We start from the raw sequence: 25,229 nt of genomic DNA, 5'->3' as shown, positions 1-25,229 counted from the left end.
TCATTATGAAGAAAGGTGAGTCCTACGCGTGGACTCACCTTTTTTATATAGAAGAGGAAAGGTTATCCGAAGCTTACTGCTCGCTTTCCGCGGGCGAGCGCCGAGCCGCTTCGTCGCTACGCTTCTGCAGGGTCTCGTCTGTCTCGCTTTTCCCGCAGGAGTCGAGCAGACGCTTCTCCAAACCAATAAAATGCTACCTTATTATTTTCTATATACTCAGGAATAATAATCTTGTGTTAATAGAAAATGATGACAACAAAAATCAAAATAACGAATGAGGCCAATTAATCAACTGCCTTATGTCTACAATCTGAGGTGAGTCCATTCATAAGACTCACCTTTGTTCAAAGATGGGAAAGTAAATGACATTGAACTAATATAAATCTAGTGTTCGTAATATTAACTGACATTAGTCTATCATAGGAAAAATTAATCAATATTCCAAAGAAAAGGATTAATACCATGGGAAATGTATTGTTATCAGCGGAATTTCAGAAAAATAGTAAGTATCCACCAAGTAGAGAAGACGGATAGCGATCGAAATACATCTTCGAGAGCTTGCAATATGAATAAGAAAACAACCCTTTAGTTATCCAAAACAGTAGTACCTAGTTTCCAAAAGTTGCAGGAGAGCGACGGACAGAAGAACGCCACAGGATTACCGAAAAAAGAGGGGAGGGTAGTGACACTAGTCACGACCCTCCCCTCTAAAAATTGACACGGTAATGGTATAGAAAGTCTGTGCAAAACACTCTGGAAAAGTTTGAAAGCAGGTATGCTTTTAAAAATATGGTTGCACTTTTCTTAATTTATATATGTCCTTAAAAAGCAGTTAATAGTTATAAATTATTTCTAAAAATTCTTCTTCATTGTTAACACCTAGCATGTCAAATGCTGAGTATCCTTCAGGGTCTAATTCCGTTGGATTAGCACCATATTCATAAAGAACGGATGCCATATAATAGTTTTCATAATTTATAGAAGCGGTTAATGCATTGGAATACAAATCAGCAGTGTTTGGGTCTGCTCCTGCCTGTAATAATATTTCGGCAATTTCATCATTACCCTCATAGATCGCAAGAAGAAGTGCCGTTGTTTCCTCAGAATCTTGTTCTTCTAAATTCACACCTTCTTCAATGAGCTGATTGACAGTTTCTGTATCAGCATCTATAACTGCTTGCATTAAAGGAGTTTGAGAGTAGTCACTATAGGAAAATGAATCATCTGTAAATGTTTCGCCTAAAGTGCTTCCGGAAAATAAGTTTGCATACGTGAATGTTCCGGCAGTTACAAGAGCGATAACTCCGATATAAACTGCAAAGAAAATGCCAACTAACGCTCCAATACCTAACGCTATTTTGGTTGAATTAGAGTAATACGAAGGTGTTCCATTAACTTGCATAAATTTTCCTACTGCTTGAATTCTTTTTGGAATTAGCGGATGACTAGAAAATACCTCACTTAACCAAACAGCTACATTCGATTCTGTATGGATTTGTTCCAAATAAGCATCTTCGTTTACTTCTTTATATAATTTTTTTCCTACTCCAAGAATCGTAAGTGCTTGCTTAGCTGCCTCACCATTTTGAATATGATAAGCTGCTTCCCGATCACATGTGTACTCACATGAACGACTGTATGCTTGTGAAAGATAGGGAATAAACTGGGCAGGCATGATTAAAATATTTTTCCATACATGTCTACGTTTCACATGAGACAGCTCATGCGCAATGATAAAATCTAATTCCGCTTCTCCTTTTTCTCTAGCAAGCTCAAATACTTCTGAATAAATGACTACCATGTTTCTACCAAGAAATCTCGTTGCAAATGCATTGAATGCACCTTCTGAATGGATGACAAATACATCGGGGACCTTTTTTATATTCATCTTAGAGCTTAATTGTACAACACGCTCATAAACATCAGGGAATTGCTTTTCACTTATTCGTATTCCATTCCCACGGATGGAACCTAGCATAATAGCATTTGCATATAGTAGAATGGCCAAAATTACAAGTAAAATAGCAATTCCAAATAGAGAAGCGATAGCAAATATGTATATAAAAACACTAAAAATGATGCTAAGTATAAAATAAATCAGTTCTCTATTTGATCTTAATTCTTTCGATGTCAATTTTTATTCCTCCTCTTAAAATATTTATAAATCTACCAAATTATGTGATTGTAGTCAATGAGAATTGTTGGCTATCACACATTTACCCGATTTAACATATTATTTTTACAAGAGGTGGTGAAAAATGCGCGATGAAAAAGAGGTCGTCCAATACGATCCTTATGAAACGGAACAACAAGAATGGAAGAAACAACAAGTAAAAGAAAGAGCAAAGCAACTACTCACGATTATCTCTCCTATCCTTATTTTATTTCTATGGGAAGTTTGTTCTCGAACGGGAATACTTGATATTCGGTTTTTCCCTCCTCCGTCTGCAATTATGTCTACATTTTTCGATTTGGCAACGAGTGGACTATTATGGACGCATATATCGGTCTCCCTATATAGAATTGCAGCAGGCTTTTTATTAGGTGTGATTCCAGGAATCGTTATCGGATTGCTTATGGGATTATATGCACCTATTCGTCATTTTATCTCCCCGATTATAATGGCTTTTATGCCAATACCTACGCTAGCACTACTTCCTATTATAATTATTCTCTTTGGGATTGGAGATTTTTCAAAAGTAGTAACGATTGCAGGTAGCGTATTTTTCCCAGTTGTTATCAATACAGTAGCGGGAGTAATCAACATAGAAAAGGTGCATTTAGATGTTGCCAAAAATTACGGAGCAAGTCCGAAAGACTTTTTCTTCAAAATAGCTTTTCCCGGTGCACTTCCTGTCATGCTAGAAGGTATTCAGATGGGGCAGGCAATTGCACTGCTCACAATAGTGGCTGCGGAAATGATGGGAGCTACATCAGGAATTGGGTATTTAATATGGACCTCTTATAAGGCATTCATGCTAAAAGAGATGTTTGTTGGGTTAGTGCTCATTTCATTTTTTGGTTTTCTATTTTCCCTCTTCTTACGTGGGCTACAAAAGAAGATTGTCCCATGGAGGTGAGTTGTTGAGTAATCCTATTAAAATATCGATAGAGAATTTAACAAAAGTTTTTTATAAAAAAGATAACAGTGTAACAGCGGTTAAAAATGTATCGCTTCAAATAGAAGAGGGAGAATTTGTCTGTTTGGTTGGGCCGAGTGGCTGTGGCAAGACAACATTATTAAGAATATTGGCTGGATTAGAATCACCAAGCTCTGGCTCTTTCAAAATTGTGTCTGATTCAGGAGAAAGGCCTCTACAATCAATGGTTTTTCAAGAAAAAGGTGTAATTCCTTGGTTAACAGTGAAAGAGAATGTTGCCTTCGGACTTAACATGAGAAAATTACCAAAGGATTTTGTACAAAAACAAACAAATTATTATTTAGAAAAAGTAGGATTAACTAATTTTTCCAAGCTGTATCCAAAAGAAATTTCTGGGGGAATGAAACAACGGATTAGCATTGCCAGAGCATTTGCTAACGATCCAGAAATTTTACTGATGGATGAACCTTTTGCAGCACTAGATGAGCAAAACAAATTTATTTTACAGGAAGAATTACTATCGATATGGTCTGAAACGAAAAAAACAGTGTTATTTATTACGCATAGTATTGACGAAGCTTTGCTATTGAGCGATCGCATCGTATTAATGAGTGCTCATCCAGGTGAAATTATCAATGAAATTAAAGTACCTGTACCACGGCCTAGAACGATGGAACAAGTGCGAGCAAACGCAGAGATGGCAGAGCAGTTTATTACTATTTGGAATCACTTGCAGCAGGAAGTACAAAAATCAAGAAGATAAGGGAGGAAGTTTGTGAAAAAACGTTGGTTGATACTACTCGCATCGATAATTCTTTTGTTAGGTGCGTGTTCTTCTAATGGAAAAGATAGTGGAGATGGAGTGAATGATGAAGTAGATAAAAATAATCCATCAGGTGACTTGGCACCATTAGAAGAGAAAGTAAAAGTTATTATTGCCGAGGATGGAGCAGCATCTGGAGCAGGCTTTTATATTGCAAAAGAAAAAGGATACTTTGAAGACTATAATATTGAAGTAGAATTTGCACAGTTTGCTAACAGTGATGAAATGTTACCAGCCCTTGCATCTGGTGATGTAGATATTGCAGGAGGAGTATCAACTGCGTCGTTCTTCAATGCTATTGCACAAGGAATAGACGTAAAGATCATTGCAGATAAAGGGCATAATGTACCAGGGAAATCGTACTTTACATTTGTAATTGGTAATCATATGAAAGATGAAATCAAGGAATATAAAGACTTTAAAGGCAAGCGAATTGCAATCTCCTCTAAAAATTCGATTGATGAATATATATATTTGGAAATGCTAAAGCATGCAGGACTTACACCAGATGATGTGGAATTTGTATTACTTGCAGACTTTGGAAGTATGTTAGGGGCAATTGAAAATGGTTCGATAGATGCTGCACTTCAAATTGAGCCACTTATTGCACAAGGAATTGAAAATGGATTCCACGAACGTTTTGGAGATGCAACAGATTACGCACCGGAATCTCAAATTGCCATGGTACTTGGATCACCACAGTTCATGAATGAGGAAAAAGATGTATCACTACGATTCATGGCAGCTTATTTAAAAGGAGTTCGAGATTATAATGATGCATTCGTTAAGGGAGAAGGAAAAGCAGAAATAATTGATATTATGACACAGCATACATCCTTAAAAGATTCAGCCCTTTGGGAAAAAGTATTTGTAACTGGTCTTGATCCAGATGGAAAAATGTTTTTAGATGATGTGAAAAAACAGTATGATGCATATAAAGCAAACGGTGCAATAGATGGGGATGTTGACTTCGATAAGGCGGTAGATACATCCGTCACCGAAAAAGCCGTTGAGATTTTAGGGGAATACGATAAATAAAACGCCCAATAAGCATTGGGCGTTTTTTTATAAAATGGTATACAATGAGGAAATATCGAATGGTAAAAGAGGTGCGTAGGATGGTAAGTGTTTTAGTAGACGCAGATGGATGCCCGGTAGTAGATCTAACAATTGATATAGCAAGGAAATTTGATTTAAAGGTAACACTGCTGTGTGATACTGCTCATTATATGCAAAGAGAAGGAGCAGAAACAATCATGGTATCAAAAGGTGCAGATGCGGTCGATTTTGTATTAGTGAATAAAGTGAACAAGGGAGATATCGTTGTTACACAAGATTACGGCCTTGCGGCAATGGTATTAGCAAAACAAGGCTTTGCAATTGATCAAAATGGTCGCTGGTATACACCTGAAAATATTGATCAGCTATTAAACAGCCGCCACATCTCAAAGAAAATTAGACAAGCGGGAGGACGCTTAAAGGGGCCAAAAAAGCGTCAAAAAGAAGATAATGAAAAATTTGAGGCAAGTTTCAACAGACTATGTGCACATGTGTTAAATAAATAATGCCTAATCAAATTCATCTTTTATTCTAATTCCTAAATTAGGATTATTGACGAAGATTCCGTTTGGTTTTAGGTTTAGTGCTTGTTTCATTTCTACTTCGTTTACAATCGTATATAGATAAATTTGAAGGCCATTTTGTTGGACTTCTTGAATAAAATCTGTCGTCACAGAGTTAAGATTAGCTCCAATACCACTTGCATAAGAACGTAAGCGATTATACTCTTGGACCGAAAGAGCAGCAGCTTCCTCCTTGAAACTATATAACTTAATAAGAGGAAGCCTCGGTTCAAGCTGATGGACTTTTGTTAAGCTATCCTCATTAAAGGATTCAATAATAACTTTAGGTAATCCTTCATTTACATGAATCAGCTTATATTGTTTTAGCAATGCAAGCAGTTTTGCTTCCATCCCAACATAAATCCCTGGTGATTTCATTTCTATGTAATAATTCACATCATCTCCAAAATGCAAAAAGATTTCCTCTAATGTAGGCACCTCTAAATTTTCAAATTGTTTATTTGCTAGGTCTGGATAGGTACGATTAAACGATTGTCCTGCATTTAATTGTTTTAATTCTTCTAAAGTGTATTCTTTTACAAACCCATTTCCATCTGTAGTGCGATCTACTTTCTCATCATGCATGGCAACCAATACTCCATCTTTTGTCATTTGCAAGTCTATTTCAATATAAGTAGCCCCTGCCTGTTTTGCTGCTTCATAGGCAAGAATCGTATGTTCAGGAGTATATGCGGATGCTCCTCGATGAGCAATGAGGATGGGTTCCTCTACAGGTAAAGGAGCTTTACTAATTTCACTTACGCCACAAGCGGCTATTAATAAGAAGAGTGTAAGAATCAAAGGGAGTCTCTGCATAAAAAACCTTCTTTCAGGAAAAACAATAGATACCAATTAAAGAAACGTATATTTATACTATTGTTTATAAAGACGAACAAGAAGTATTTATTGCAAACTTGTTTGTTTTTTGATAATACAAAGAAAACAATTTATTTAACAAATACCTGATTTTTTGATATATTAAAACGAATGGACAAATTTTAGAAAAGGTGGAGTAAAAAATGGACACACATGCATACAGAGTATTACTTTACTATAAATATGTCCCAATTGAAGATCCAGTAACATTTGCACAAGAACACCTTGCTGCTTGTAAGGAAATTGGGTTAAAAGGGCGTATTTTAGTATCAAATGAAGGAATTAACGGGACATGCTCGGGAACAATAGAGCAAACCGATGCTTACATGAACATGATGAAAGCGGATGAACGTTTTGCGGACATGGTGTTTAAAATAGATGAAGCAGAAGGACATGCATTCAAAAAAATGCACGTTCGACCTAAAAAGGAAATTGTACATTTAGGATTAGAAGAAGATATTAACCCGAATGAATTAACAGGTAATTATTTATCTCCTAAAGAATTTTTTGAGCAAATGCAAGCGGAAGATACAGTAGTAATCGATGCTCGTAATGATTATGAATTTGATTTAGGGCATTTCCGTGGAGCAATTCGTCCAGAAATTCGCAATTTCCGCGATTTACCTGAATGGATTCGTGACAATAAGGAAATGTTCGAAGGTAAAAAAGTTCTTACGTATTGCACTGGCGGAATTAGATGTGAAAAATTCTCTGGTTGGTTAGTACGCGAAGGTTTCGAAGACGTAGGTCAACTACACGGTGGTATCGCAACTTACGGGAAAGATCCAGAAGTTCGCGGTCAGCTATGGGATGGACAAATGTACGTATTCGACGAGCGTATTGCTGTTCCAATCAACCAAGTAGAACACGTTGTTGTTGGTAAAGATCATTTCACTGGTGAGCCATGTGAACGCTATGTTAACTGTGCAAACCCAGATTGTAATGACAAAATTTTATGTTCGGAAGAAAACGAACATAAATACCTACGCAGCTGTTCACATGAGTGCCGAGTGCACCCACGCAACCGCTACATCGTAGAACACAATTTATCAGAAGAAGAAGTAGAAGCAAGACTAGCTGCGATTGAAGAAACAGTATAATAACAATCCAAATCCCACGCACCCTCAAAGCGTGGGATTCTTTATTGTTGAAATGCTACTGGATGATTTACTGGATGATTGTTACAGGGTTGTTACTGGTGCCAGGCACCAGTAACAACCCTGTAATAAAGGATGAGGTTTGGGGTATATACTATTAGAATAGAGGGAATTCGTCTTGTGATAGCGAAAGGTATCTAGAGTTCGTTTTATATTTATAAACAATTGAATGGGGGAGACGTAATGGCAATCGAAGTGAAGAGAATTTCAGATTTGAAAGAAGTCGACGTAACCAAACTAATTCAAGAAAGCGAAAAAGAAGGATATCGATTCGTATCTAGACTAGCAAGTAGATATGAAGATGGTACGAGAAGATTCACCGAACAAGGAGAGGCCATTTATGGGGTATGGGAAGACGGGGAGATAGTAGCAATCGGCGGGCTAAGACAAAGTATAAAAAGCTCTGAAGAGCAATCCGCTCGATTGCTTCGCTTCTACACCTTACCAGAACACCGTCGAAAAGGTATCGGAAGTGAGCTATGTAAAGTGATTGCAGAAAATGCAAAAGGACAGTTTAAAGAGATTACTACTAAAACAGAATCCGCAAAGGCAGATGCTTTTTATCGAGCAAATGGTTTTGCATTTGAAGATCGTTCGCCTGATATAACGCATGTACTGAGCTTGGAATAGAGAGGGTTTACAACTATGAATACACAACAATTGATAGAGAAATTTCCTTTGATTAAGGAAATGCAAAATACAGAGGAGGTCATTTGGTTCAATCCGAATCAAACAAAGACGTCTGAAGCACTTCCTAACATAAAAGTAACAAGTGAGATGGTACAGGATGCAAGTGATCGACTAGAACGATTTGCTCCTTATTTACAAATTGCTTTTCCAGAAACAGCAAAAGCGAATGGGATTATTGAGTCACCACTTGTTGCTATTCCTGAAATGGCATCCGCTTTAAAGGAATTATTTCAAACTGACTTTACTGGAGAGCTTTTATTAAAATGTGATAATGCCCTGCCCATTTCTGGTTCCATTAAGGCCAGAGGAGGCATTTATGAAGTGCTTAAAATTGCAGAGACACTTGCAATTCGGAAAGGCTTATTAACGCCAAAGGACGATTATGGAGTTCTTGCTAATGATGCATTTAAAAAGTTTTTCTCAGAATACTCAATTGCTGTTGGATCAACAGGAAACTTAGGTCTAAGCATTGGAATAATGAGTGCAAAGCTAGGTTTCCGAGTAACCGTGCATATGTCGAGTGATGCAAAGCAATGGAAAAAGGACCTGCTAAGAGAAAAAGGAGTAGAGGTCATTGAATATGCTGCCGATTATAGTTTGGCTGTAAAAGAAGGAAGAAAGCAAGCAGAACAAGACCCAAATTGCTTTTTTATCGACGATGAAAACTCCATCGACTTATTTGTAGGATATGCAGTCGCGGCAAATAGATTAAAGAAACAATTAGAGCAATTAGGAAAAGTGGTAGATGAAACCAATCCGTTATACGTTTATTTACCATGCGGTGTTGGAGGAGGTCCAGGAGGCGTTGCATTTGGCTTGAAGCTTCTATTTGGAGACCACGTTCATTGTTTTTTCGCCGAACCTACACACTCCCCATGCATGCTACTTGGTTTAATGACAGGATTACATGAAAATATCTCCGTTCATGATATTGGATTGGATAATAAAACTGCTGCGGACGGGCTTGCGGTAGGCCGTCCATCAGGATTTGTTGGAAAGACATTAGAACGGCTTATAGAAGGTAGTTATACAATAAGTGATAGAACCATGCATCAGCTTCTTGCATTATTAGTCGATACAGAAAAAATTCAGCTTGAACCATCTGCTCTTGCGGGTATGACCGGTCCTATTCAGCTAGCAACACATGGAGCTAACTTACAGAACGCTACTCATATAGTCTGGGCTACTGGTGGAGGTATGGTACCTGAGAGTGAAAAGGTAACGTACTATGAAACGGGACGACAATTTCTTAATCAATAGGGTAATCTGGAATATAAATAACAAACCTACTCTCTTCGGAAAGTAGGTTTTTTGTATGTATAAATTATTTTGTTTAAAAAACATTTTGCTCTATTATATATAGAACAACTGTGTTATACTAAGAATAGAACAATGGTAAATAGGAGGTAGCATCATGTTTATAGAAATAAAGACAAATTCATCCGTGCCAATCTATTTACAACTAGCACATCAATTAATTGAAGGTATTGTACGAGGAGAGTTAAAGCCTGGTGATTCATTACCATCTGTCCGAGCTTTCGCGTCTGATCTGGGCATGAATATGCACACGGTCAATAAAGCATATCATTACTTAGAAGAAAAAGAATTTATACAAATTGTCGCAAAGTCGGGTGTATTTATTCACCCCAATGGAATTTCACAAGCATCTGAAATAGAAAAACAACAACTCAAAGAACAAATGAGACCACTACTTGCAGAAGGATTAGTGCTAAAGCTTTCCGAAGAAGAAATGGTAAAGATGTTACATGAGCTCGTTCAAGACATTAAGGAGGGAAAACCATGATTATTTTGTTATTCGCATTTATTCTATTATTTACAACGGTATTACAAGCATTTATGCCAAAGTTTTTAAAGCAAACAGAAGCTTTTGGTGTGTATGTTCCAGAGCAATATACGAAAGAAAAAACAGTAATTCGTTTGAAAAATAAGTATACACGTGTTGTTCTGCTAATAGGATTGGTTATTTTAGCAGGGTACCTATATTGGTCATTAACACAAAATCCTGCAGAAGATACATTGGCCTTGATCGGTGTAGGCGTTCAATTTGCCATGCTTTTTATAAGTATTGGCTACTATTTTATGATGCATTTACGAGTAAAAAAACTAAAAGAGCAACAAAAGTGGCTATCTGGTAAAAGTGAAGTACGCGTGGTAGATTTAAGATTTCAAGATAAGCTGAAGCTAATACCAAGAGCTGTTTTTATTGTCCCAATGATTGTGACGATTGGACTTATTATTTATACATTTATTAAATATCCTGAAATGCCAGATATGATTCCGACCCATTGGGGACCAAATGGACAGCCAGATGATTTTAGTGAAAAAACATATTTTAGTTCCATTGCTACGCTTCTTTTACTCCTCATCATGCAAGGTATGTTCCTTATGATGAGCGAAGGAATGAGGTTTTCAGGATCTAAGATTAATCCCGCGAACAAAAAAACGTCACTTGCACAGCAGTTAGAATTCCGAAAATACACAAGTTGGTTTGCACTATTCGTCTCTATAAGCGTGACTTTGATGATGGGATACACGCATTTGCAAACTATCCATCCGGACATATCTTCTGCTTGGGTTATGTTTGCATTACCAATTACTTTTTTAGTTGTAGTATTACTAGGGGTGCTCATATATACAGTTAAAGTTGGTCAAAGTGGTTCGCGTATTAAAGTGAAAGAAGATAGCCCTAATTTAGAGCATTCAATTACAGCAGTTGATGAAGACCGATACTGGAAAGGTGGAATTTTGTATTTTAATCCGGAGGACCCAAGCATTTTAGCAGAAAAACGCTTTGGGGTTGGGTGGACACTAAACTTTGGTCGTCCAGCAAGTTGGATCATTTTTTTATTACCGTTTGTTCTTATTCTCGTCATTGTACTTAATTTATAGGTTAAAAGGTCGTCTCCACATTATTGCGGAGCGGCTTTTTTAGTTAGTTGGAAATTTAGTATGCTTAGTTGGAAAAAATAGCTCTTAAGTTGGAAAATCCTGAGCTTTAGTTAGAATAAGCGAAATGTCAAAAAAGAAGCCCCCTTAAAAGGGAGCTCCAAGATGATTATTCTGCGTCGAATACTTCTACTTTTTCCATTTTAGCGCCATTTGACATAGCTTTTGCTACTTCAAGACCGCTCGTTACTTTACCGAAAACAGTGTGAACACCATTTAGATGTGGTTGTGGTTCATGCACGATGAAGAATTGGCTAGAGCCAGTATCTTTTCCTGCATGTGCCATAGATAGGCTTCCAGCTTCATGTTTATGAGGGTTGCCAGCTGTTTCACATTTAATCGTTTTGCCACTACCGCCCATGCCTGTACCAGTTGGGTCTCCACCTTGACTTACAAAGCCAGGAATAACACGGTGGAAAACTACTCCGTTATAAAATCCGCTGTTTGCTAACTCTTCAAAGTTTGCTACTGTGTTTGGTGCTTCATTTGGGAATAAATCAAATTCGATCTTTTCGCCTGAATCCATTAAAATATATCCTTTTTTCGCCATTCAAAACACTCCTTTTTCAAATAAATCCTTATAAGTATAGCATGTACTTAGGGGGTTTTCCAAAGATCGTTGATGCATAAGGGTTGGAAGCTTAGTCATGGAGAACTAGCCCCAATTTTAGCCCCATTAGCTAAACTTTGAGCGAATAAATCCACTGCTTTTACTTCTAATTCCTTCAGTACATGACCATAAATAGTGTAAATCATTTCAACGGTATTTCCTAATCTTTCGGCTATTACTTTTACGTTCAACCCACTATTTAGTAATATTGTGGCGTGGGTATGTCGTAATCCATGAATGGAGACATTCGGAAGCTTGTTTGCTTTAATTAATTTCTTTAATACAGTACGAATGTTTTCATAGTTTGAAGGTTGTCCCAATTCGTCAATAAAAACAAAACGATTTTCATTGTACTTGATCCCATTCGCTAACATGATTTCTTTGCAGCAGGTCTTGTATGTTTTTAATTGATTTATCAAAACATCATCAATTTTAATTGTTCGATAACTATTTTTCGTTTTTGGAGTACCAACCCCATAATAGCCTCTGTTCCGTTCAACGGTTAGGGTTTTATTCTCAAAGTCAATGTTTTTCCATTGAAGACCAAACCCTTCACCTCTACGTAGTCCAGTGTAGGAAAGGGTAAGTAAAAAAGTGTAATCAGTCATGTTGGTTTGTTGTTTTGCTTTTATTAAAAAGGTATTTAATTCTTCAGGTGTAAAATAGTTTTCTACTTCTTCCAATGTTTCCTGACTGGATGATGTGAATGGAATCTTATTAAATCGATTACGGTCAAGTATCTCTTCTTCGACTGCTGCATTAATTGCTGTTTTAAAAGTGGTGTGAATAGATCGAACGGTAGATATCTTGAGTTTCTTTTCTAAAACATTGATAAATGCACGTCTATAAGTGGACTTGTCCAGTTTTTGAACTTTATAATGACCTAATAGCGGTTTGATATATTTTCTGATATGGTACTCTTTACTGACTTGTGTGGTGACCTTCCAGCTATTCTTATTGGATTCAAACCAAATATCAAACCATTGAGCTACTGTCATACGGTCATACTCGACCATTTTTGACTGTCCGCTAACTGTAACAGCCTTTACGTTCAAAAGAGCTTTAAGGGCTGTTTTTTCGTCTTTAAACCCACTCTTCTTTTTTTCTTTCCGATTCCCTAGACTGTCATAATACTTATGGCGATACATCCACATTTTTTCTTTATTTACATTGAAATAATAGTAGATCTCAGGCTCTTTACTGGATTTGTGTAATTTCACTTATACCATTCCTTCCATAGCTTGGCGGCGTATTGTACAGGAATAGGTAAGTATGAGTAGTTATTCTGTTCCTTCAGGAGTTTCATCAAATACTAATTTAAGCATTTGTAGTGCTTTTATTTTTTCTGTTTTTGATAATACTTTAGAATTTAAGTAAATATTTTCATTCATTGTAAGTAGATTCTCTAAATACAAGAACCGTTCCTTTGCTTCTTCTTCTGTTAGTTCTAAATCTTCACCATTTAATTGGTCTATTCTGGGATAATTAAAAAGAATATTAATGAACTTTGGTTTACTAAACGAATCCCCTCGAACATTTTTTTCAATACCGGTTAATTCATTTGATGAAATAAACTCTTCACTTGAGTAGTCTTTGTTCGTATCAACTGTCATATACCCTGCAACACGCATTAATGAAAAATAATCATAATCAAGAGCAGCAGCAATTTTTCGAATGACTTCAGGAGATGGAACTCCTCTTTTACCGTTTTCGACCTGGGATAAATAAGAAGGTGAAACTCCTGAATTCTCACTCAAAGCTCGTACAGTTAATTTTTGACTTACTCTTATTTTTTTCAGGAACTTACCAAAATTATTGGATTCATTCATTATATAACCTCCTATTGAACAAACAACTTATTTACATATTAACACATTCAACACTTTTGCAAACAAAATGAAAAAAACGTTGCAAAGTATACTGAAAATTTGTACAATAAAATTAATCACATTTGCAACGATGTGTTCACAATTGGAAAGAGGTGATGGCATGGAGAGAATAACATTGGATGTTAGGGAACTTTGTAATCTTTTGGGGATTAGCAACACAACAACTTACTCAATGGTTAGAGAAAATAAGATACCTTATTTTCGGATTAAAGGTAAAATTCTGTTCAATCGAAAAGTTATTGAAGATTGGACACGACAACAGTCTCTACAAAAAGAGGTGGTTAACAGGTGATACCTAGTTCCATAGAAGTCAAAATTGATCAGAAATCAATTCAGGAATATATCGAGGCACAACTGGAACAACATATCCACGAGACTTTATTCATGGTCGACCTAGAAAAATTAGCTGTAATTACTTCTATGAGCAAACGTTTCTTAGAAGATGAAATTCTATCAGATCCACGCATGCGAGTAATTGAAAGAAGAAAATCACGTAAACGTTGGTGGTTCTATAAACAGTCAGTTGAAGTAATCAAAGAAATCGTAGATGAATGGTAAAACAACAATAAGCTTGGCGGCTAAATGAGGAATTTTATAAGTTAATTGACAACTAGTGATAATCCATATAAGGGAAGAAATAATAGATTTCAGTAGTTCTTGGTAATCGATTCAATAACTTAGAACAAAGCTAACAGACGAAATTACTTTCAACAAAGTATGCGTCAGGGCCTACCGTGCTATGTGCGGACATATTATTTTGGTTAATTGCAAAATAGGAGGCTCAAATAAATGGTTATAGTAAATAAAGACGAAATATTAATCCCTAATTGTAATGGAATACCTAAGGAATTAATAAATCTAAATCAGTGGGTTTTGTGGAGAGCAGAAAAAATACCTGAAAAAAACGAATTCGCCAAAATACCCTATCAAGCTAATGGGGTGGATAAAGCAAAAATCAATGATAAAACCACATGGGGTTCATTCGAAGCGATAAATCAAGCTTATCAAGCAGGTAAGAGTGATGGTATTGGTGTTGTAATCACAAAAGAAGATCCATATACATGTATTGATATTGACAATGTGGATATGGACAACCTAACGGAGAAAGTTAAGGAGATTATTAATCTATCTTACGCAGAGTTAAGTCCAAGCAGAAAAGGTATTCATGTTTGGGTTAAGTCCACACACAATAAAGAAAAGGTTATGAACAAAAATGCTGAACTCAATCTTGAAGTATATGACAATAAAAGGTTCATGACTATGACAGGGGAAAATATCAATAATTTAGCAATAAATGAAGGTAAACACATAACTAAATTTATAGAAAATACCTTTCGCAGAAATATTCAACCTCATGAAATAATGGAGCCGATAGAGACTGGTGAATTATTATCGGATGAAGTGGTTCTGCAGAAGATGTTCAAAAGTGTGAAAGGGGAAAAAATCAAAAAACTGTTCTTTGGTGATATTTCAGACTATGGAAATGACCATAGTAGTGCAGATTTGGGATTATGTTCGTATCTTGCTTTTTTCAGTAATAATCAATTAGAACAAATACAAAGACTGTTTGAGCGATCTGCTTTGAATAGGGACAAATGGATTAATCGCCCAGATTATCGAGCAAAAACGCTTAACAAAGCTTTGTCCAGACCACAAGTGTCAGAAACTAAAGACTTTGAAGATGTAGCTACAGAAAGAAAGTTTTATGGGTTAAATGATTTAGGAAATGCAAAAAGGTTAGTTGATGAATATGGCGAAGAAATTAAATACTCACATAGACAAGCATCTTGGTTAATCTGGGATGGAAGTCGATGGGCGTATGACCAGCAAGAACAAATATTACTTTTAGCACAAAACATTCCTGGTAACATACGAAGAGATGCATCCAAAATTGAAGATGATAATGAACGGAAAAAAATGTACAATTTTGCTACTTCTTCCGAGAACATTGGTCGGTTGAAAGATATGGTTAAAACTGCTAGATTCCAAACTCCAACACGCGTGGATATGGATGAACTTGATAAGGATATATATTTATTTAATGTGGCTAATGGTACGTTAAATTTAAAGGCAGGAAAATTACAACCACACAACAAAAAAGATTTAATAACAAAGAAGTCTCCAATTATATATGTTCCAGATGCTAAATGTGAAGAGTGGAACAAGTTTCTACACAAGGTCATGGGGGGAGACCAGGAGCTAATTAAATACCTTCAGAGAATTTTAGGGTATGCATTAACAGGAGATACGTCTGAACAGAAGTTTTTTTTCTTGTATGGTGGCGGACGAAATGGAAAATCAACCTTTTTGGAAGTTGTAGGTTACATCATTGGTGAATATGCAGATACAACACCTATGAGTACTTTTATTCAACAGCAAAATGAAGGCGTAAGCAACGACATTGCTGCATTAAAAGGAAGTCGTTTTGTAAGTGCTCAAGAAACAGAAATAGGAAGAGTGTTCGCAGAGTCAAAGATTAAACAACTTACAGGTGGAGATACGATAAAAGCTCGATTTTTACATAAAGAGTATTTTGAATTTACACCACAATTTAAAATCTTTCTTGCTGGTAACCATAAGCCAATAATTAATGAAACAAAAGAGGCAATTTGGAACCGAATCAGACTTATTCCATTTACAGTCAGAATTGAAGATCACGAGAGAGATCCTCGCTTGAAAGAGAAGCTAATGGCCGAAGCATCAGGTATTTTAAACTGGATGCTTGAAGGGTGTGAAGAATGGAAGGAAAATGGTCTACAATGCCCTTCCGGTGTAACATCCGCTACTGAAGAATATCGAGAGGAAATGGACGGAGTGCAAAGGTTCTTAAATATTGTTTCAGCATCAACCCATTAGCAAAAGTATCATTTAAAGAAATCTACGCTACATTCAAAATATGGGCTCACGACAATGGAGAAAATGAAATGAGTGGTAAAGCTCTAGGAGGAAAATTAATAGAAAGGGAGTTTGTCCCTATAGGAATCAGCGGACAACGATTTTATGTAGGATTATCATTAAGAAAAGATGTAGAGCGAGATAACAGTTGAACTTCTCTAATCATCTACAAATCTTCAACAAATAGTAGTTGATTAGTAGATGATTATTTTTACATTGTAGAGACTTTTCCCCTTATGACTCTAAGCCCCAAATGATTTTAGTAGACGATTGTAGATGATTTTTCTAAAAATAAAAATATATATAAAGGAATGAAGCTAAAGTACACACTTTGACTCTATTTTTTAAAAGCTATTTACTTGAAAAATCATCATTATCATCTACAAAATTCTTCATCCCTTACCGCACTAAGTTCAAAGTACATAAATATCGCGGGAAATCATTTTAATCCTCACCCAATGTTGATGATCATCTACTAACTAATAAATATACGTCTAAAAAGTTGCAAGGTAACATGTAGAAATAACGTTTTCTTATTAATGTGGAATGAAGGAGCGATGGCACATGGGGAAAAAGTTACAAGATGTATCGCAAAATGTTAGAAAAACTGAAGTCAAGAAAAAGGTTGGCCGTAAACCTCTCTATACGAATTGGATAAATGAAGAAGGTTTGGTATTAGTAAATAAGTGGGCCGAGGAAGGATTAATTAACAAACTAATTGCTAATAAAATGGGGGTTAACGTTGCTACATTATATGAATGGCAGGATCGTTTTCCCGAGTTTGCCGATGCCATTAAGAAGGGGAAAAAGGTAATTGATGAACAGGTTGAGATTTCGTTATTGAAGCGAGCTATTGGATACCAATATGAAGAGGAAACCTGGGGGAAGAACCATGATGGGGAGATGGCAATAGTAAAACGTGTGATGAAGTCGCAAGCGCCTGACGTAAATGCTCAAATATTTTGGTTGAAAAATCGTCAACCTGAAAGATGGAGAGATCGTGTTGAGATCAAGAACGAGCACGAGGGTACCATTAAAGTGGAAATGGGAGATCTCAAGAAGTGGAGCAATTAATAGCACTTAATATATTAACTTCTCGAGCCTTTGAATAAAGACAAACCTGAAATGTTATACAATGCTACATAAAGCTAAATAATCATAAATAAAAAGAACCCTGAATAGACCACTTTTAAAGTGTTTACTATCTGGGGTTCAATTTTATCTGTTACTGACTATGTGAATGCTTAATCTTCAACTTTTTCAAGATAAGCTAATTTCACTATATTATATAAACTACTCCATAGATTTATAAACTTACCAGTTGCATTCGGGTTATTCCCTAAGCCGCGATGTGCTTCAATAACCGTTATGGCTAAAGAAGTCCCAATTTCCTCTAAAATAGCAAATGGATCAGTTTTCCAAACATATTTACCATCTACTTCTTTTATGAGATAACGAAATGCGCCTACAACTGGATATATAAACCCGTTGGGAGTTGAATGCTCTAGATATGCAACATCATCCGCATATAATCGCTTGAAACCTTGATTACCTTCTTTAGCAACAGCTACACCACTTGTACGCCCATATTTAGCATTTGGAGCAGATGCGTTGTAAAACTTAGGTAAACCTGATTGAACGGCATCAACTAAAGACAATATATCAGTAATTATCCCTTCCATCTTTTTATATGGATTGCTATTACCTTTTAAATAATCTTCTGAATACCACTTCGTACAAGCAGATTTACGCGCATAGGCTGCAGTTGGGAAATTTTGATCACCCTTTTTGTTAGGATAACGATCTAAATTAAACATGCTTAATATTGCAATAATATCTGTAATGTCAATTGAACCCTCTTGATTTTCTTTATAAGCAATATCTGAAGCATAACGCTTCCCGGAAATTGCATTTTTAATAAATTCGAATTTCTTTTCAAGCTCTAATTTTGATTTATCCTCTACGTGAACAGATGTATTTCGTGCGGCAGCTAATTCCTCAAAAAAGCTTTCAATACCAGTAAGAACTTCGATTGTAACGCGCTTTTTAAATATAATACTTTCTTTATTATCGACAATAATGTTTAGTGTATGACCACCATCTACGTTTCCATGTAATCCTTTGTGTAACAAATAAACACGAACGTATTTTCCGTCAGGCTTTTCTACAATTTCAATATGATGCGCGCTGATTAAAATTCCGCGATTTAAGACATGAAAATTATCAGATGGGGATTCTATTAAAGAAGTTCTAATGTTTTTTGCTACAGTAGTTTTGAAATTACGTTCTCTCAAGTTTGTTTCCATCCAAATACCCTCAGGAACATCTTGCACATCTACACGCATAATAGCGTGCAACTGTTCTTCTTCTGTACCTTTATTATCTGAGATTAGGCGAACTGAATCCACTTTAAATTCAAAAACTGTACATTTACTTAAATCTTTCTTCGTAACCATGTTAGGTTCCTCCTTAGGGACGTTGCCCATTTATTACAGCTTTCGCTGTTATTGTCTGCTGACAATTTGATTGTAAGCAATTATTGGGGTAAAAACAAGTGTCTTTAGACTCATTTATTAACTTGTTGGAAATTCTTATGTTTTTTTGAAAGCCCGCCCAAATAAGTTAAAGTATTTACTTTGTATAAAAGTGTTAAGAAATAGACCATTATTAATTCACTCGAAATGTATTCCATATTCGAACGAATATTTGTCTAAAAGTTTGTATATAATTATTAGTACAGAACATTATTAACAATTAGACTGAGGAGTGAAATTGTGGGTGAAAAAGTTGGATATGGTCGTGTTTCGGGTGACGGGCAAGATTTATCTGCACAAATTGAAGCCTTAACCGAAGAGGGTTGTGAAAGGTTGTTCGTCGAGAAAGTAACTGGCACAAGTACGATGAATCGTATTAAGTTAAAAGAATTACTTGGATATGTTCGTGAAGGTGATACGGTTGTTGTTACAAAGATTGATCGATTGGCTCGAAGCATTATCGACTTAAATAAAATTGTTACAGAATTAAACGAAAAAGGTGTTAGTGTTGTTTTCCTACGGGATAACATAACGTTTGGAGCAGGTAAAGACAACACAAGCCTAAACAAGTTGATGTTTAACATCTTAGGAAGCTTTGCACAATTCGAGCGTGATATCATTGTTGAAAGAACAAGTGAAGGTAGGAAACGAGCAAAAGCAGCAGGGAAGCATATGGGCCGTATTGGCCAACCGGAAAAGAAAGTACAACAAGCATTAAACTTGATGGCTACTAGAGAAGAAAACGGTATGAGTGTTGCTGACATTGTTAAACTTACAGGTGTTCCTAAACCAACGATTTATTTAAAGCTAAAAGAAGAAAAAGAAAAGAATTTTAAGTGTGGATTGAGGGAGGAAGAAAGAAGATAATTCCATTGGTGGGTTGCTTTAACTAGCCTTCTCTAGTTGAATAAGAAATGGCTTTTGTTGTGGAGGGCGATTAGACTGAGTATGAGTAATGAAAAAAATGAAGAACAATTTTGTTCTCCATTTTGTCTGTTCCTAATTTAAATCATTTTCCAATAATTCATATGCAATACCGTTCAAATATTTAAAATTCCTAACATTCCTAGAATTAATTTACTAAATAAACATCTCATGCTTTAACGCTTCCAAGATAAGATTTTCGAGCTTTTCCGAATTTTCTCCTGGACTAAAAGGTATTTTAGTTAACCAATCCTTCTTAGTGATCTCTCGATTTGATTTATTTGTTTCTGCATTTGGAAAAAAAACCCACACGCCTGCAATAGGACTTGTAGATCGGAATTTTTTATCAGTAATAGTGTGCTCTTTTGTTTTATTTACAAATTCACTATCAAATTTTGAGTAATGTAGTAGCTGTTTGTATGCAGTCCACTCATTATTATATTCACTTACGCGCAGATTTCCTATTGCTTCCGCTGGCCTATATTTGAAATCAATAATGTAACTTGCACCGTACTTATCGTCATCATAGAAATCAATTCGTGTGTCGGGTCTATTGTTAGGAAATTGTGAATATAATGGATCTTCGTAACGTGTTAGTTTTCTGTCATATGTTATTGATTTATCATAGACTAAATTTATTACTTTATTTTCTTTTCCTTGCAAGGTTATTGTTGTGCCTTCTTTTAGTAAGGGAACTTTCCATGTATCTAAGATCTCTTTGTCCCCATAAATCCATCCACTTATGGGTTTAAATCCTAATATAGGTGACTGTAAAGCCTTAAGTAACTTAACGAAACACCACATTTCATATAGCTTATCTGTTCTTTTCCATCTATAAGAAAAATCGGTATTTAACTGGATTTTTTTCTTCATAATTTTTAGCTCTCGATAAATTTGATATAGAAATCGGTAGCGTCCGTCCAAATGTAAGCCAGTTGCATTGCTAGATTTACCTTTTACTTCTTTAACCCACTCGGATTGCAAAAAATAATTAAACGTATTAGAAAGTTTTTTCATTTTTTTTCTACTCTCTTTAAGGGATTCAATTTGTTTAAGATACTTTACCTTTTCACTTTCTGGCCTTGGATATTTTCCGCCACTAAGTCTATTCGTATCATATTCTATATGAGGGAGGATTTGCTCCGTATACTGAATCGCAGACCGAGTTACTTTGTGTAAGTATTTAACAACATCGATAATTACTAGATTTTCAGGAAGGTTTCTTGAAACCAACCTCTTAGGAACCAATAATTTTGTTTGAGCATCCGTTCTCTTTAATCGATATTTGATAGTCTCATGATCGATAATCCTTGCTTGATAAGTATCCTCTAATTGATACTGGTTAATAACCTTAGACCTTGGGGACAGCTTAATTTCATTTACTATTGGGATTATTTTATTACAATTATTACTAAGTATTAGTAATTGATTGGTAATGGATTCTCTATTATCAGAGGTTGTTTCTACTTTTGCGGCAGATTCGTTATTGACTAACATATGCGCTAAATTTTCAATCATTTCTTCTAACTCTTCTCGCATTATATTTAATTCATTATTTGTAACTTGTTTTGGGCTAACATTTATATAGGCATAGTATTTCTCTTTACCACAAGTAACGTATATTTGGTATGTACCCGGTATAAAAGGATAATAGCTTAAATTAGAATTAGGAATCGAAAGGTTTTTAAATAGTACTATTGGCTCCTGTGATTCCTCTATATAAATATTCCCGTTATCGTCTTCTTGACATATGGAACTTTGATAATAATCCAAAGTATCCATGTAAATTCTTGCATCGTTTTGAGGAGAATTGATTTCGATAATTATATCTATATTCTCAGTAATAGGTATCATTTTTTGATCTGGAACATTTGTTGACTCTTTAAAAAAGTAGCTGCTATAATCTATCATTTCATACCCAAGCGGATTTTCTTCTGAACGTTTAACCTTTTCTTGAATTTTGAATTTAAACGGTATGTCCATACACTTGTAACTCCTTAGCTAAATTAATTACTTTTATTCTAGAGCCCTCAAAATCAGAAATATCATTAAACTGATCAAATAATTGAATCAATAAACTATCTTTAACCTGTTTGGAATTTTCATCGTATTTTCCCACTATAAATGCGAGTTGATCTTCTCCCCCTCGAATTTTTGTTAATATACGTTGAATAACTTGGAGATCCATTGCTTTTTCCCTGGTGAGTACATTATTGCTAGGTAAACATTGTAGATAGTGATCAATTTGACGAACAATCCGGAAACCGACCCCCAACTGGTTGTTCGCACTCTGCATAAGATTATGTACACCCCATAGGAAGTCTAATTCACTATCTTGTAATAGAAACTTATTTTCTTCTATTGTAGATGGTCGTGTTCCATAAAATTGTGCTTTCGTGAATGCTGCCGATCCAATACTATCTGCGATATCTGATTTCTCAGCAGATTTTGCGACTTCTTTAAATGATCGAAGTTTAAGATGGATGACATTTGCTCTGTCTAAAACTTTGTCAGAAAAATGATGTGTTGATTCGTCAAGGTTAACTGTGCCTACAAATAAGACGTTATCAGCTATTTTAACTGTGTCTGTATACTCTCGACTGTTATATAGCCGATTTTGATAATCTTTATTGTACAGCGTAATTTTCCGTTGGTCCTCGCTAGTTTCTTCTAATACTGATAGAAACTGTGAGAAGTAGTGCTCAACTCGTGCTAAATTCATTTCGTCAAAACAAACAATATGGAGTTGATCTTTATTTTCCTCTTTATTAGCTTTAATGAGAAAATCGATTAAACCAGAATCCCCAGGTCTGTATATGTTATTTAATACATCCAAATAACCTAACAAATCACTATCATCCTGCCAGAACGGTCTTACAGGTATTTTTTTGTAATTTCCTCTATCTTCTAATCCTAGAGCTTCCGCATAGCAATTGACAATTTTGGATTTCCCTGTTCCACTCATCCCAGCAAGAATAACTAGATTTCCTGTCTTCATCGATGTGTGAAAATTATAAAGGTCTTCATCGGTATAGAACAATCCATGACTCTCAGAGATCATCTTGAACCTATCTAGAATTCTTTGTTCTACATGTTCTGCTTCAGCTTGAACCTTTTCCACCTGATCTATATTTTTTTCCTGAATTTCAACATTTGAAATCGGGTCGTCTTTTTTCTTATCATCTAACAGTTTCTTTTCGTTTTTCTTAAGTGTTTCTCTTATAGGATTTGAAGCATGTTTTTCGATGAAATAACAAGTTAAATTTTCTAGGTTTTCCTCATTATTTTCTACGTTACCGTAGTTACTGTATAAGAAATCATCGTCTTCAATAATAATTTTATTTGCCTCTGTAGAAAATGAAAATGATACTGAATTTTCCTCTGAAATAATATCTTTTAATGGTCCAAATGCAAAAACTTTCTCTTCACTATCTTCCAAGATAATATAGGGAGGAACAAAAGAGTCTTCAAACATTAATGCATTGAACCTGCTATTATCAATATAATTTCGTAGATCGCTAATTTTAGCACCACTTTTTAATAGGTCAATAAATTGGTTTACGTCCCATACCTTAAAATAAGGAATTGTATCAAATTCTTGTTCTGTTGAGAAATCCTTGTCTTTTGTAGTAAACACTGGATTAATAACATTGTAGTAACCATCTTTGTATTCAAGCTTAAATACGACAAGAGACCCTCTAAAATCATTGTGTAATTGCTTTCGCTTTTCATGTTTTGACAAACTTCCATATCCGGAAGTAGGATCAAGGGTATATTCAGGACGTAGCCGTGTATCAAGTGCCTTTACTACATTTCCAGCTCGTCCTAATTCAATTTCTAATCGATCAGGAATTCGTGAAAGGATTTTAATACTTACTTTATATCTATTTGCTCCTTCATAAAGTGGATCTTGGCCACTCTTCATTTCCCCTGGGCTTGCCAGCCTACCCAAGTAATAATTTCCAAAAATTTTGTGTTCAGTCTGTGTATACATAATAAATTCCTCCCTTAGCGAACCAATTCACTGTAATATTTTTTTTCAAAAATTATATTTATGTTATAAATGCTTTTTTGTAACTGCTTTTTTTCCTTAGCCGACAATTTATCTTCAATACACCAATACTCATCATAGTCTTCATTAAATTGGTAGGTGGAAATATCTTGATCGAAGAACATAAATTCGTATTGCTCTTGTTTTTGTACAGTAATAGGTAAATCACCAAAAACCAAAACCTTTGTCTTTCTTTTTTTATTATCTATGTAGTTAGATTCTTCCTTATTAACTTTTACAGCTACTCTACTATTTTCTTTGATTTCTTGCGTTTTTCTACTTTCTTCTTGCAATAGATTTTCAAGGTTAGTATTATCTTCTATGAGTAAATTCAATTGTTCCTCATACTCTTTTCTGGTACTATCTAAATTATTTAAAGCATCCTCTACCTCTTTACTCTTTTTCAAAATTACTTCATTGTGTTTTTTTTCCAAAGCGTCATATTTTTTTTGTAATCCTTTATGAGCTTTTTTTACAATACTTAATTCGTTTTTAAGCTCTGTTAATTGTTTTATTGTGTTAGTAAGCTCCACTTTACTAGAGTCACTTTCTTTTTCAGACACAGTTTCATCTGATTCGTAATGTATTAACTTATTTAACTTTTCAGTGTCACGTTTTACTATTAGGTACAGAAGAACATATAAAAAGCCATACTCTGTAATATTTTTTTCAAAATCTTTTTCTTCCATAGTCTCAAGTTCTTTTAAATGCTTTGCTTTCATTTTAATGTCTTCTTTCAGTTTAGGTACCTGTGAGTCAATATAATAATCTTTTATTACATTTTGAACCCTAGGATTATTTAATTCTGAGTTCAGACGATTTAAAACGATTTTCCACTGGCTTTGTTTACTTACTAATTGACTTTGGATACTACCTATTCTTATGTTTTCTCTTTTTAATATTTCTTTTCTTTGACTTTCATCAAGCCTATTAATTAGGAATTTCCAAATATTGATGTCAATACCCTTTACCATGGCCACCACTTCCTCTCAAATGCATTAATTTTTTAATATAAAATACGGATTTCTTAAAATATTGAATAATTTGTAGAATAGAGGCTACACTCTAATATTACTACTTTTCAAGGTGG

Annotated in this window: 24 protein-coding genes; 15 read left to right on the top strand and 9 right to left on the bottom strand. The window is 35.2% G+C overall.

What is annotated here, in order from left to right:
- Positions 1-832: 832 nt before the first annotated feature.
- Complete coding sequence (locus P2Q73_RS00725; protein WP_275782835.1) at positions 833-2,134, bottom strand: M48 family metallopeptidase; 1,302 nt, start codon at positions 2,132-2,134, stop codon at positions 833-835.
- Between the two features lie 124 nt (positions 2,135-2,258).
- On the opposite strand from P2Q73_RS00725, the gene P2Q73_RS00720 reads away from it, so the two are divergent.
- The 4 genes from P2Q73_RS00720 (at position 2,259) to P2Q73_RS00705 (ending at position 5,489) form a co-directional block, all read left to right on the top strand.
- Positions 2,259-3,080, top strand: coding sequence for an ABC transporter permease (locus P2Q73_RS00720; protein WP_053591038.1), 822 nt, complete (start codon positions 2,259-2,261; stop codon positions 3,078-3,080).
- Between the two features lie 4 nt (positions 3,081-3,084).
- Entirely contained in the window at positions 3,085-3,864 is a 780-nt protein-coding gene (locus P2Q73_RS00715) for an ABC transporter ATP-binding protein (RefSeq protein WP_481747125.1), read from the top strand.
- Between the two features lie 12 nt (positions 3,865-3,876).
- Entirely contained in the window at positions 3,877-4,962 is a 1,086-nt protein-coding gene (locus P2Q73_RS00710; protein WP_275782830.1) for an ABC transporter substrate-binding protein, read from the top strand.
- Positions 4,963-5,042: 80 nt separating this feature from the next.
- Positions 5,043-5,489, top strand: a complete 447-nt coding sequence (locus P2Q73_RS00705; protein WP_053591035.1) for a YaiI/YqxD family protein — start codon at positions 5,043-5,045, stop codon at positions 5,487-5,489.
- Between the two features lie 3 nt (positions 5,490-5,492).
- On the opposite strand, the gene P2Q73_RS00700 is transcribed toward P2Q73_RS00705, so the two are convergent.
- On the bottom strand, positions 5,493-6,362 hold the full coding sequence (locus tag P2Q73_RS00700; RefSeq protein WP_275782826.1) for a glycerophosphodiester phosphodiesterase family protein: 870 nt from the start codon (positions 6,360-6,362) through the stop codon (positions 5,493-5,495).
- A gap of 203 nt (positions 6,363-6,565) precedes the next feature.
- Here P2Q73_RS00700 and trhO point away from each other — a divergent pair, with 203 nt between their 5' ends.
- From trhO to P2Q73_RS00675, 5 genes are all read left to right on the top strand, one after another.
- Positions 6,566-7,522 (top strand): oxygen-dependent tRNA uridine(34) hydroxylase TrhO, encoded by a 957-nt coding sequence (gene trhO / locus P2Q73_RS00695; RefSeq protein WP_275782824.1) that lies wholly within the window; start codon positions 6,566-6,568, stop codon positions 7,520-7,522.
- 240 nt (positions 7,523-7,762) lie between these two features.
- Positions 7,763-8,209 carry a GNAT family N-acetyltransferase gene (locus P2Q73_RS00690; RefSeq protein ID WP_275782821.1) on the top strand — a complete coding sequence of 149 codons (447 nt, stop codon included), beginning with the start codon at positions 7,763-7,765 and terminating at the stop codon, positions 8,207-8,209.
- A 15-nt stretch (positions 8,210-8,224) separates the two neighbouring features.
- Positions 8,225-9,529, top strand: a complete 1,305-nt coding sequence (locus P2Q73_RS00685) for a D-serine ammonia-lyase (protein ID WP_056828998.1) — start codon at positions 8,225-8,227, stop codon at positions 9,527-9,529.
- A 154-nt stretch (positions 9,530-9,683) separates the two neighbouring features.
- The gene (locus P2Q73_RS00680) at positions 9,684-10,073 is read left to right on the top strand and encodes a GntR family transcriptional regulator (RefSeq protein ID WP_053591030.1); all 390 of its coding nucleotides are present in this window, start codon (positions 9,684-9,686) and stop codon (positions 10,071-10,073) included.
- Entirely contained in the window at positions 10,070-11,179 is a 1,110-nt protein-coding gene (locus P2Q73_RS00675; RefSeq protein ID WP_275782817.1) for a DUF1648 domain-containing protein, read from the top strand. Before P2Q73_RS00680 ends, P2Q73_RS00675 begins: the two co-directional genes overlap by 4 nt.
- Before the next feature lie 166 nt (positions 11,180-11,345).
- Here P2Q73_RS00675 and P2Q73_RS00670 read toward each other — a convergent pair whose 3' ends face one another.
- The 3 genes from P2Q73_RS00670 to P2Q73_RS00660 form a co-directional block, all read right to left on the bottom strand.
- Positions 11,346-11,786 (bottom strand): peptidylprolyl isomerase, encoded by a 441-nt coding sequence (locus P2Q73_RS00670; RefSeq protein ID WP_053591028.1) that lies wholly within the window; start codon positions 11,784-11,786, stop codon positions 11,346-11,348.
- A gap of 95 nt (positions 11,787-11,881) precedes the next feature.
- Positions 11,882-13,066 (bottom strand): tyrosine-type recombinase/integrase, encoded by a 1,185-nt coding sequence (locus P2Q73_RS00665; protein WP_275782814.1) that lies wholly within the window; start codon positions 13,064-13,066, stop codon positions 11,882-11,884.
- A gap of 60 nt (positions 13,067-13,126) precedes the next feature.
- Positions 13,127-13,675 carry a helix-turn-helix domain-containing protein gene (locus P2Q73_RS00660; protein ID WP_275782812.1) on the bottom strand — a complete coding sequence of 183 codons (549 nt, stop codon included), beginning with the start codon at positions 13,673-13,675 and terminating at the stop codon, positions 13,127-13,129.
- Between the two features lie 67 nt (positions 13,676-13,742).
- Between P2Q73_RS00660 and P2Q73_RS00655 the strand changes: the two genes are divergently transcribed.
- The 5 genes from P2Q73_RS00655 (at position 13,743) to P2Q73_RS00635 (ending at position 17,704) form a co-directional block, all read left to right on the top strand.
- A complete protein-coding gene (locus P2Q73_RS00655; RefSeq protein ID WP_345798815.1) occupies positions 13,743-14,027 on the top strand; it encodes a helix-turn-helix domain-containing protein in 285 nt (94 codons plus the stop codon).
- Complete coding sequence (locus P2Q73_RS00650; RefSeq protein WP_275782806.1) at positions 14,024-14,293, top strand: hypothetical protein; 270 nt, start codon at positions 14,024-14,026, stop codon at positions 14,291-14,293. The genes P2Q73_RS00655 and P2Q73_RS00650 overlap by 4 nt, the downstream gene beginning before the upstream one ends.
- 231 nt (positions 14,294-14,524) lie before the next feature.
- Positions 14,525-16,591 (top strand): phage/plasmid primase, P4 family, encoded by a 2,067-nt coding sequence (locus P2Q73_RS00645; RefSeq protein ID WP_275782804.1) that lies wholly within the window; start codon positions 14,525-14,527, stop codon positions 16,589-16,591.
- 68 nt (positions 16,592-16,659) lie between these two features.
- A complete protein-coding gene (locus P2Q73_RS00640; protein WP_275782801.1) occupies positions 16,660-16,782 on the top strand; it encodes a hypothetical protein in 123 nt (40 codons plus the stop codon).
- 412 nt (positions 16,783-17,194) lie between these two features.
- Positions 17,195-17,704, top strand: a complete 510-nt coding sequence (locus P2Q73_RS00635) for a helix-turn-helix domain-containing protein (RefSeq protein WP_275782800.1) — start codon at positions 17,195-17,197, stop codon at positions 17,702-17,704.
- 170 nt (positions 17,705-17,874) lie between these two features.
- Here the strand turns inward: P2Q73_RS00635 and P2Q73_RS00630 are convergent, their stop codons facing one another.
- Complete coding sequence (locus tag P2Q73_RS00630) at positions 17,875-19,086, bottom strand: AIPR family protein (protein ID WP_275782797.1); 1,212 nt, start codon at positions 19,084-19,086, stop codon at positions 17,875-17,877.
- Positions 19,087-19,404: 318 nt separating this feature from the next.
- Here P2Q73_RS00630 and P2Q73_RS00625 point away from each other — a divergent pair, with 318 nt between their 5' ends.
- Positions 19,405-20,031 (top strand): recombinase family protein, encoded by a 627-nt coding sequence (locus P2Q73_RS00625; protein WP_481747124.1) that lies wholly within the window; start codon positions 19,405-19,407, stop codon positions 20,029-20,031.
- Positions 20,032-20,244: 213 nt separating this feature from the next.
- Here the strand turns inward: P2Q73_RS00625 and P2Q73_RS00620 are convergent, their stop codons facing one another.
- From P2Q73_RS00620 to P2Q73_RS00610, 3 genes are read right to left on the bottom strand one after another with little or no spacing between them, the layout of a single operon-like run.
- Complete coding sequence (locus P2Q73_RS00620) at positions 20,245-22,071, bottom strand: nuclease domain-containing protein (RefSeq protein ID WP_275782795.1); 1,827 nt, start codon at positions 22,069-22,071, stop codon at positions 20,245-20,247.
- A complete protein-coding gene (locus P2Q73_RS00615) occupies positions 22,055-24,082 on the bottom strand; it encodes an McrB family protein (RefSeq protein ID WP_275782792.1) in 2,028 nt (675 codons plus the stop codon). The genes P2Q73_RS00620 and P2Q73_RS00615 overlap by 17 nt, the downstream gene beginning before the upstream one ends.
- Before the next feature lie 14 nt (positions 24,083-24,096).
- Complete coding sequence (locus P2Q73_RS00610; RefSeq protein ID WP_275782789.1) at positions 24,097-25,113, bottom strand: hypothetical protein; 1,017 nt, start codon at positions 25,111-25,113, stop codon at positions 24,097-24,099.
- Positions 25,114-25,229: the final 116 nt, after the last annotated feature.

The organism is Bacillus sp. Cr_A10 (genome assembly GCF_029222665.1).
Lineage (GTDB): Bacteria > Bacillota > Bacilli > Bacillales_A > Planococcaceae > Psychrobacillus.
This window is presented reverse-complemented; position numbering and strand designations above follow the sequence as displayed.

Excerpts from the sequence above, each read along its gene's own strand:
- P2Q73_RS00720 (WP_053591038.1), top strand. The coding sequence starts at position 2,259 with ATGCGCGATGAAAAAGAGGTCGTCCAATACGATCCTTATGAAACGGAA.
- P2Q73_RS00705 (WP_053591035.1), top strand. The coding sequence starts at position 5,043 with ATGGTAAGTGTTTTAGTAGACGCAGATGGATGCCCGGTAGTAGATCTA.
- P2Q73_RS00700 (WP_275782826.1), bottom strand. The coding sequence starts at position 6,362 with ATGCAGAGACTCCCTTTGATTCTTACACTCTTCTTATTAATAGCCGCT.
- trhO (WP_275782824.1), top strand. The coding sequence starts at position 6,566 with ATGGACACACATGCATACAGAGTATTACTTTACTATAAATATGTCCCA.
- P2Q73_RS00690 (WP_275782821.1), top strand. The coding sequence starts at position 7,763 with ATGGCAATCGAAGTGAAGAGAATTTCAGATTTGAAAGAAGTCGACGTA.
- P2Q73_RS00685 (WP_056828998.1), top strand. The coding sequence starts at position 8,225 with ATGAATACACAACAATTGATAGAGAAATTTCCTTTGATTAAGGAAATG.
- P2Q73_RS00680 (WP_053591030.1), top strand. The coding sequence starts at position 9,684 with ATGTTTATAGAAATAAAGACAAATTCATCCGTGCCAATCTATTTACAA.
- P2Q73_RS00675 (WP_275782817.1), top strand. The coding sequence starts at position 10,070 with ATGATTATTTTGTTATTCGCATTTATTCTATTATTTACAACGGTATTA.
- P2Q73_RS00670 (WP_053591028.1), bottom strand. The coding sequence starts at position 11,786 with ATGGCGAAAAAAGGATATATTTTAATGGATTCAGGCGAAAAGATCGAA.
- P2Q73_RS00660 (WP_275782812.1), bottom strand. The coding sequence starts at position 13,675 with ATGAATGAATCCAATAATTTTGGTAAGTTCCTGAAAAAAATAAGAGTA.
- P2Q73_RS00655 (WP_345798815.1), top strand. The coding sequence starts at position 13,743 with ATGAAAAAAACGTTGCAAAGTATACTGAAAATTTGTACAATAAAATTA.
- P2Q73_RS00645 (WP_275782804.1), top strand. The coding sequence starts at position 14,525 with ATGGTTATAGTAAATAAAGACGAAATATTAATCCCTAATTGTAATGGA.
- P2Q73_RS00640 (WP_275782801.1), top strand. The coding sequence starts at position 16,660 with ATGAGTGGTAAAGCTCTAGGAGGAAAATTAATAGAAAGGGAGTTTGTC.
- P2Q73_RS00635 (WP_275782800.1), top strand. The coding sequence starts at position 17,195 with ATGGGGAAAAAGTTACAAGATGTATCGCAAAATGTTAGAAAAACTGAA.
- P2Q73_RS00630 (WP_275782797.1), bottom strand. The coding sequence starts at position 19,086 with ATGGTTACGAAGAAAGATTTAAGTAAATGTACAGTTTTTGAATTTAAA.
- P2Q73_RS00620 (WP_275782795.1), bottom strand. The coding sequence starts at position 22,071 with ATGGACATACCGTTTAAATTCAAAATTCAAGAAAAGGTTAAACGTTCA.
- P2Q73_RS00615 (WP_275782792.1), bottom strand. The coding sequence starts at position 24,082 with ATGTATACACAGACTGAACACAAAATTTTTGGAAATTATTACTTGGGT.
- P2Q73_RS00610 (WP_275782789.1), bottom strand. The coding sequence starts at position 25,113 with ATGGTAAAGGGTATTGACATCAATATTTGGAAATTCCTAATTAATAGG.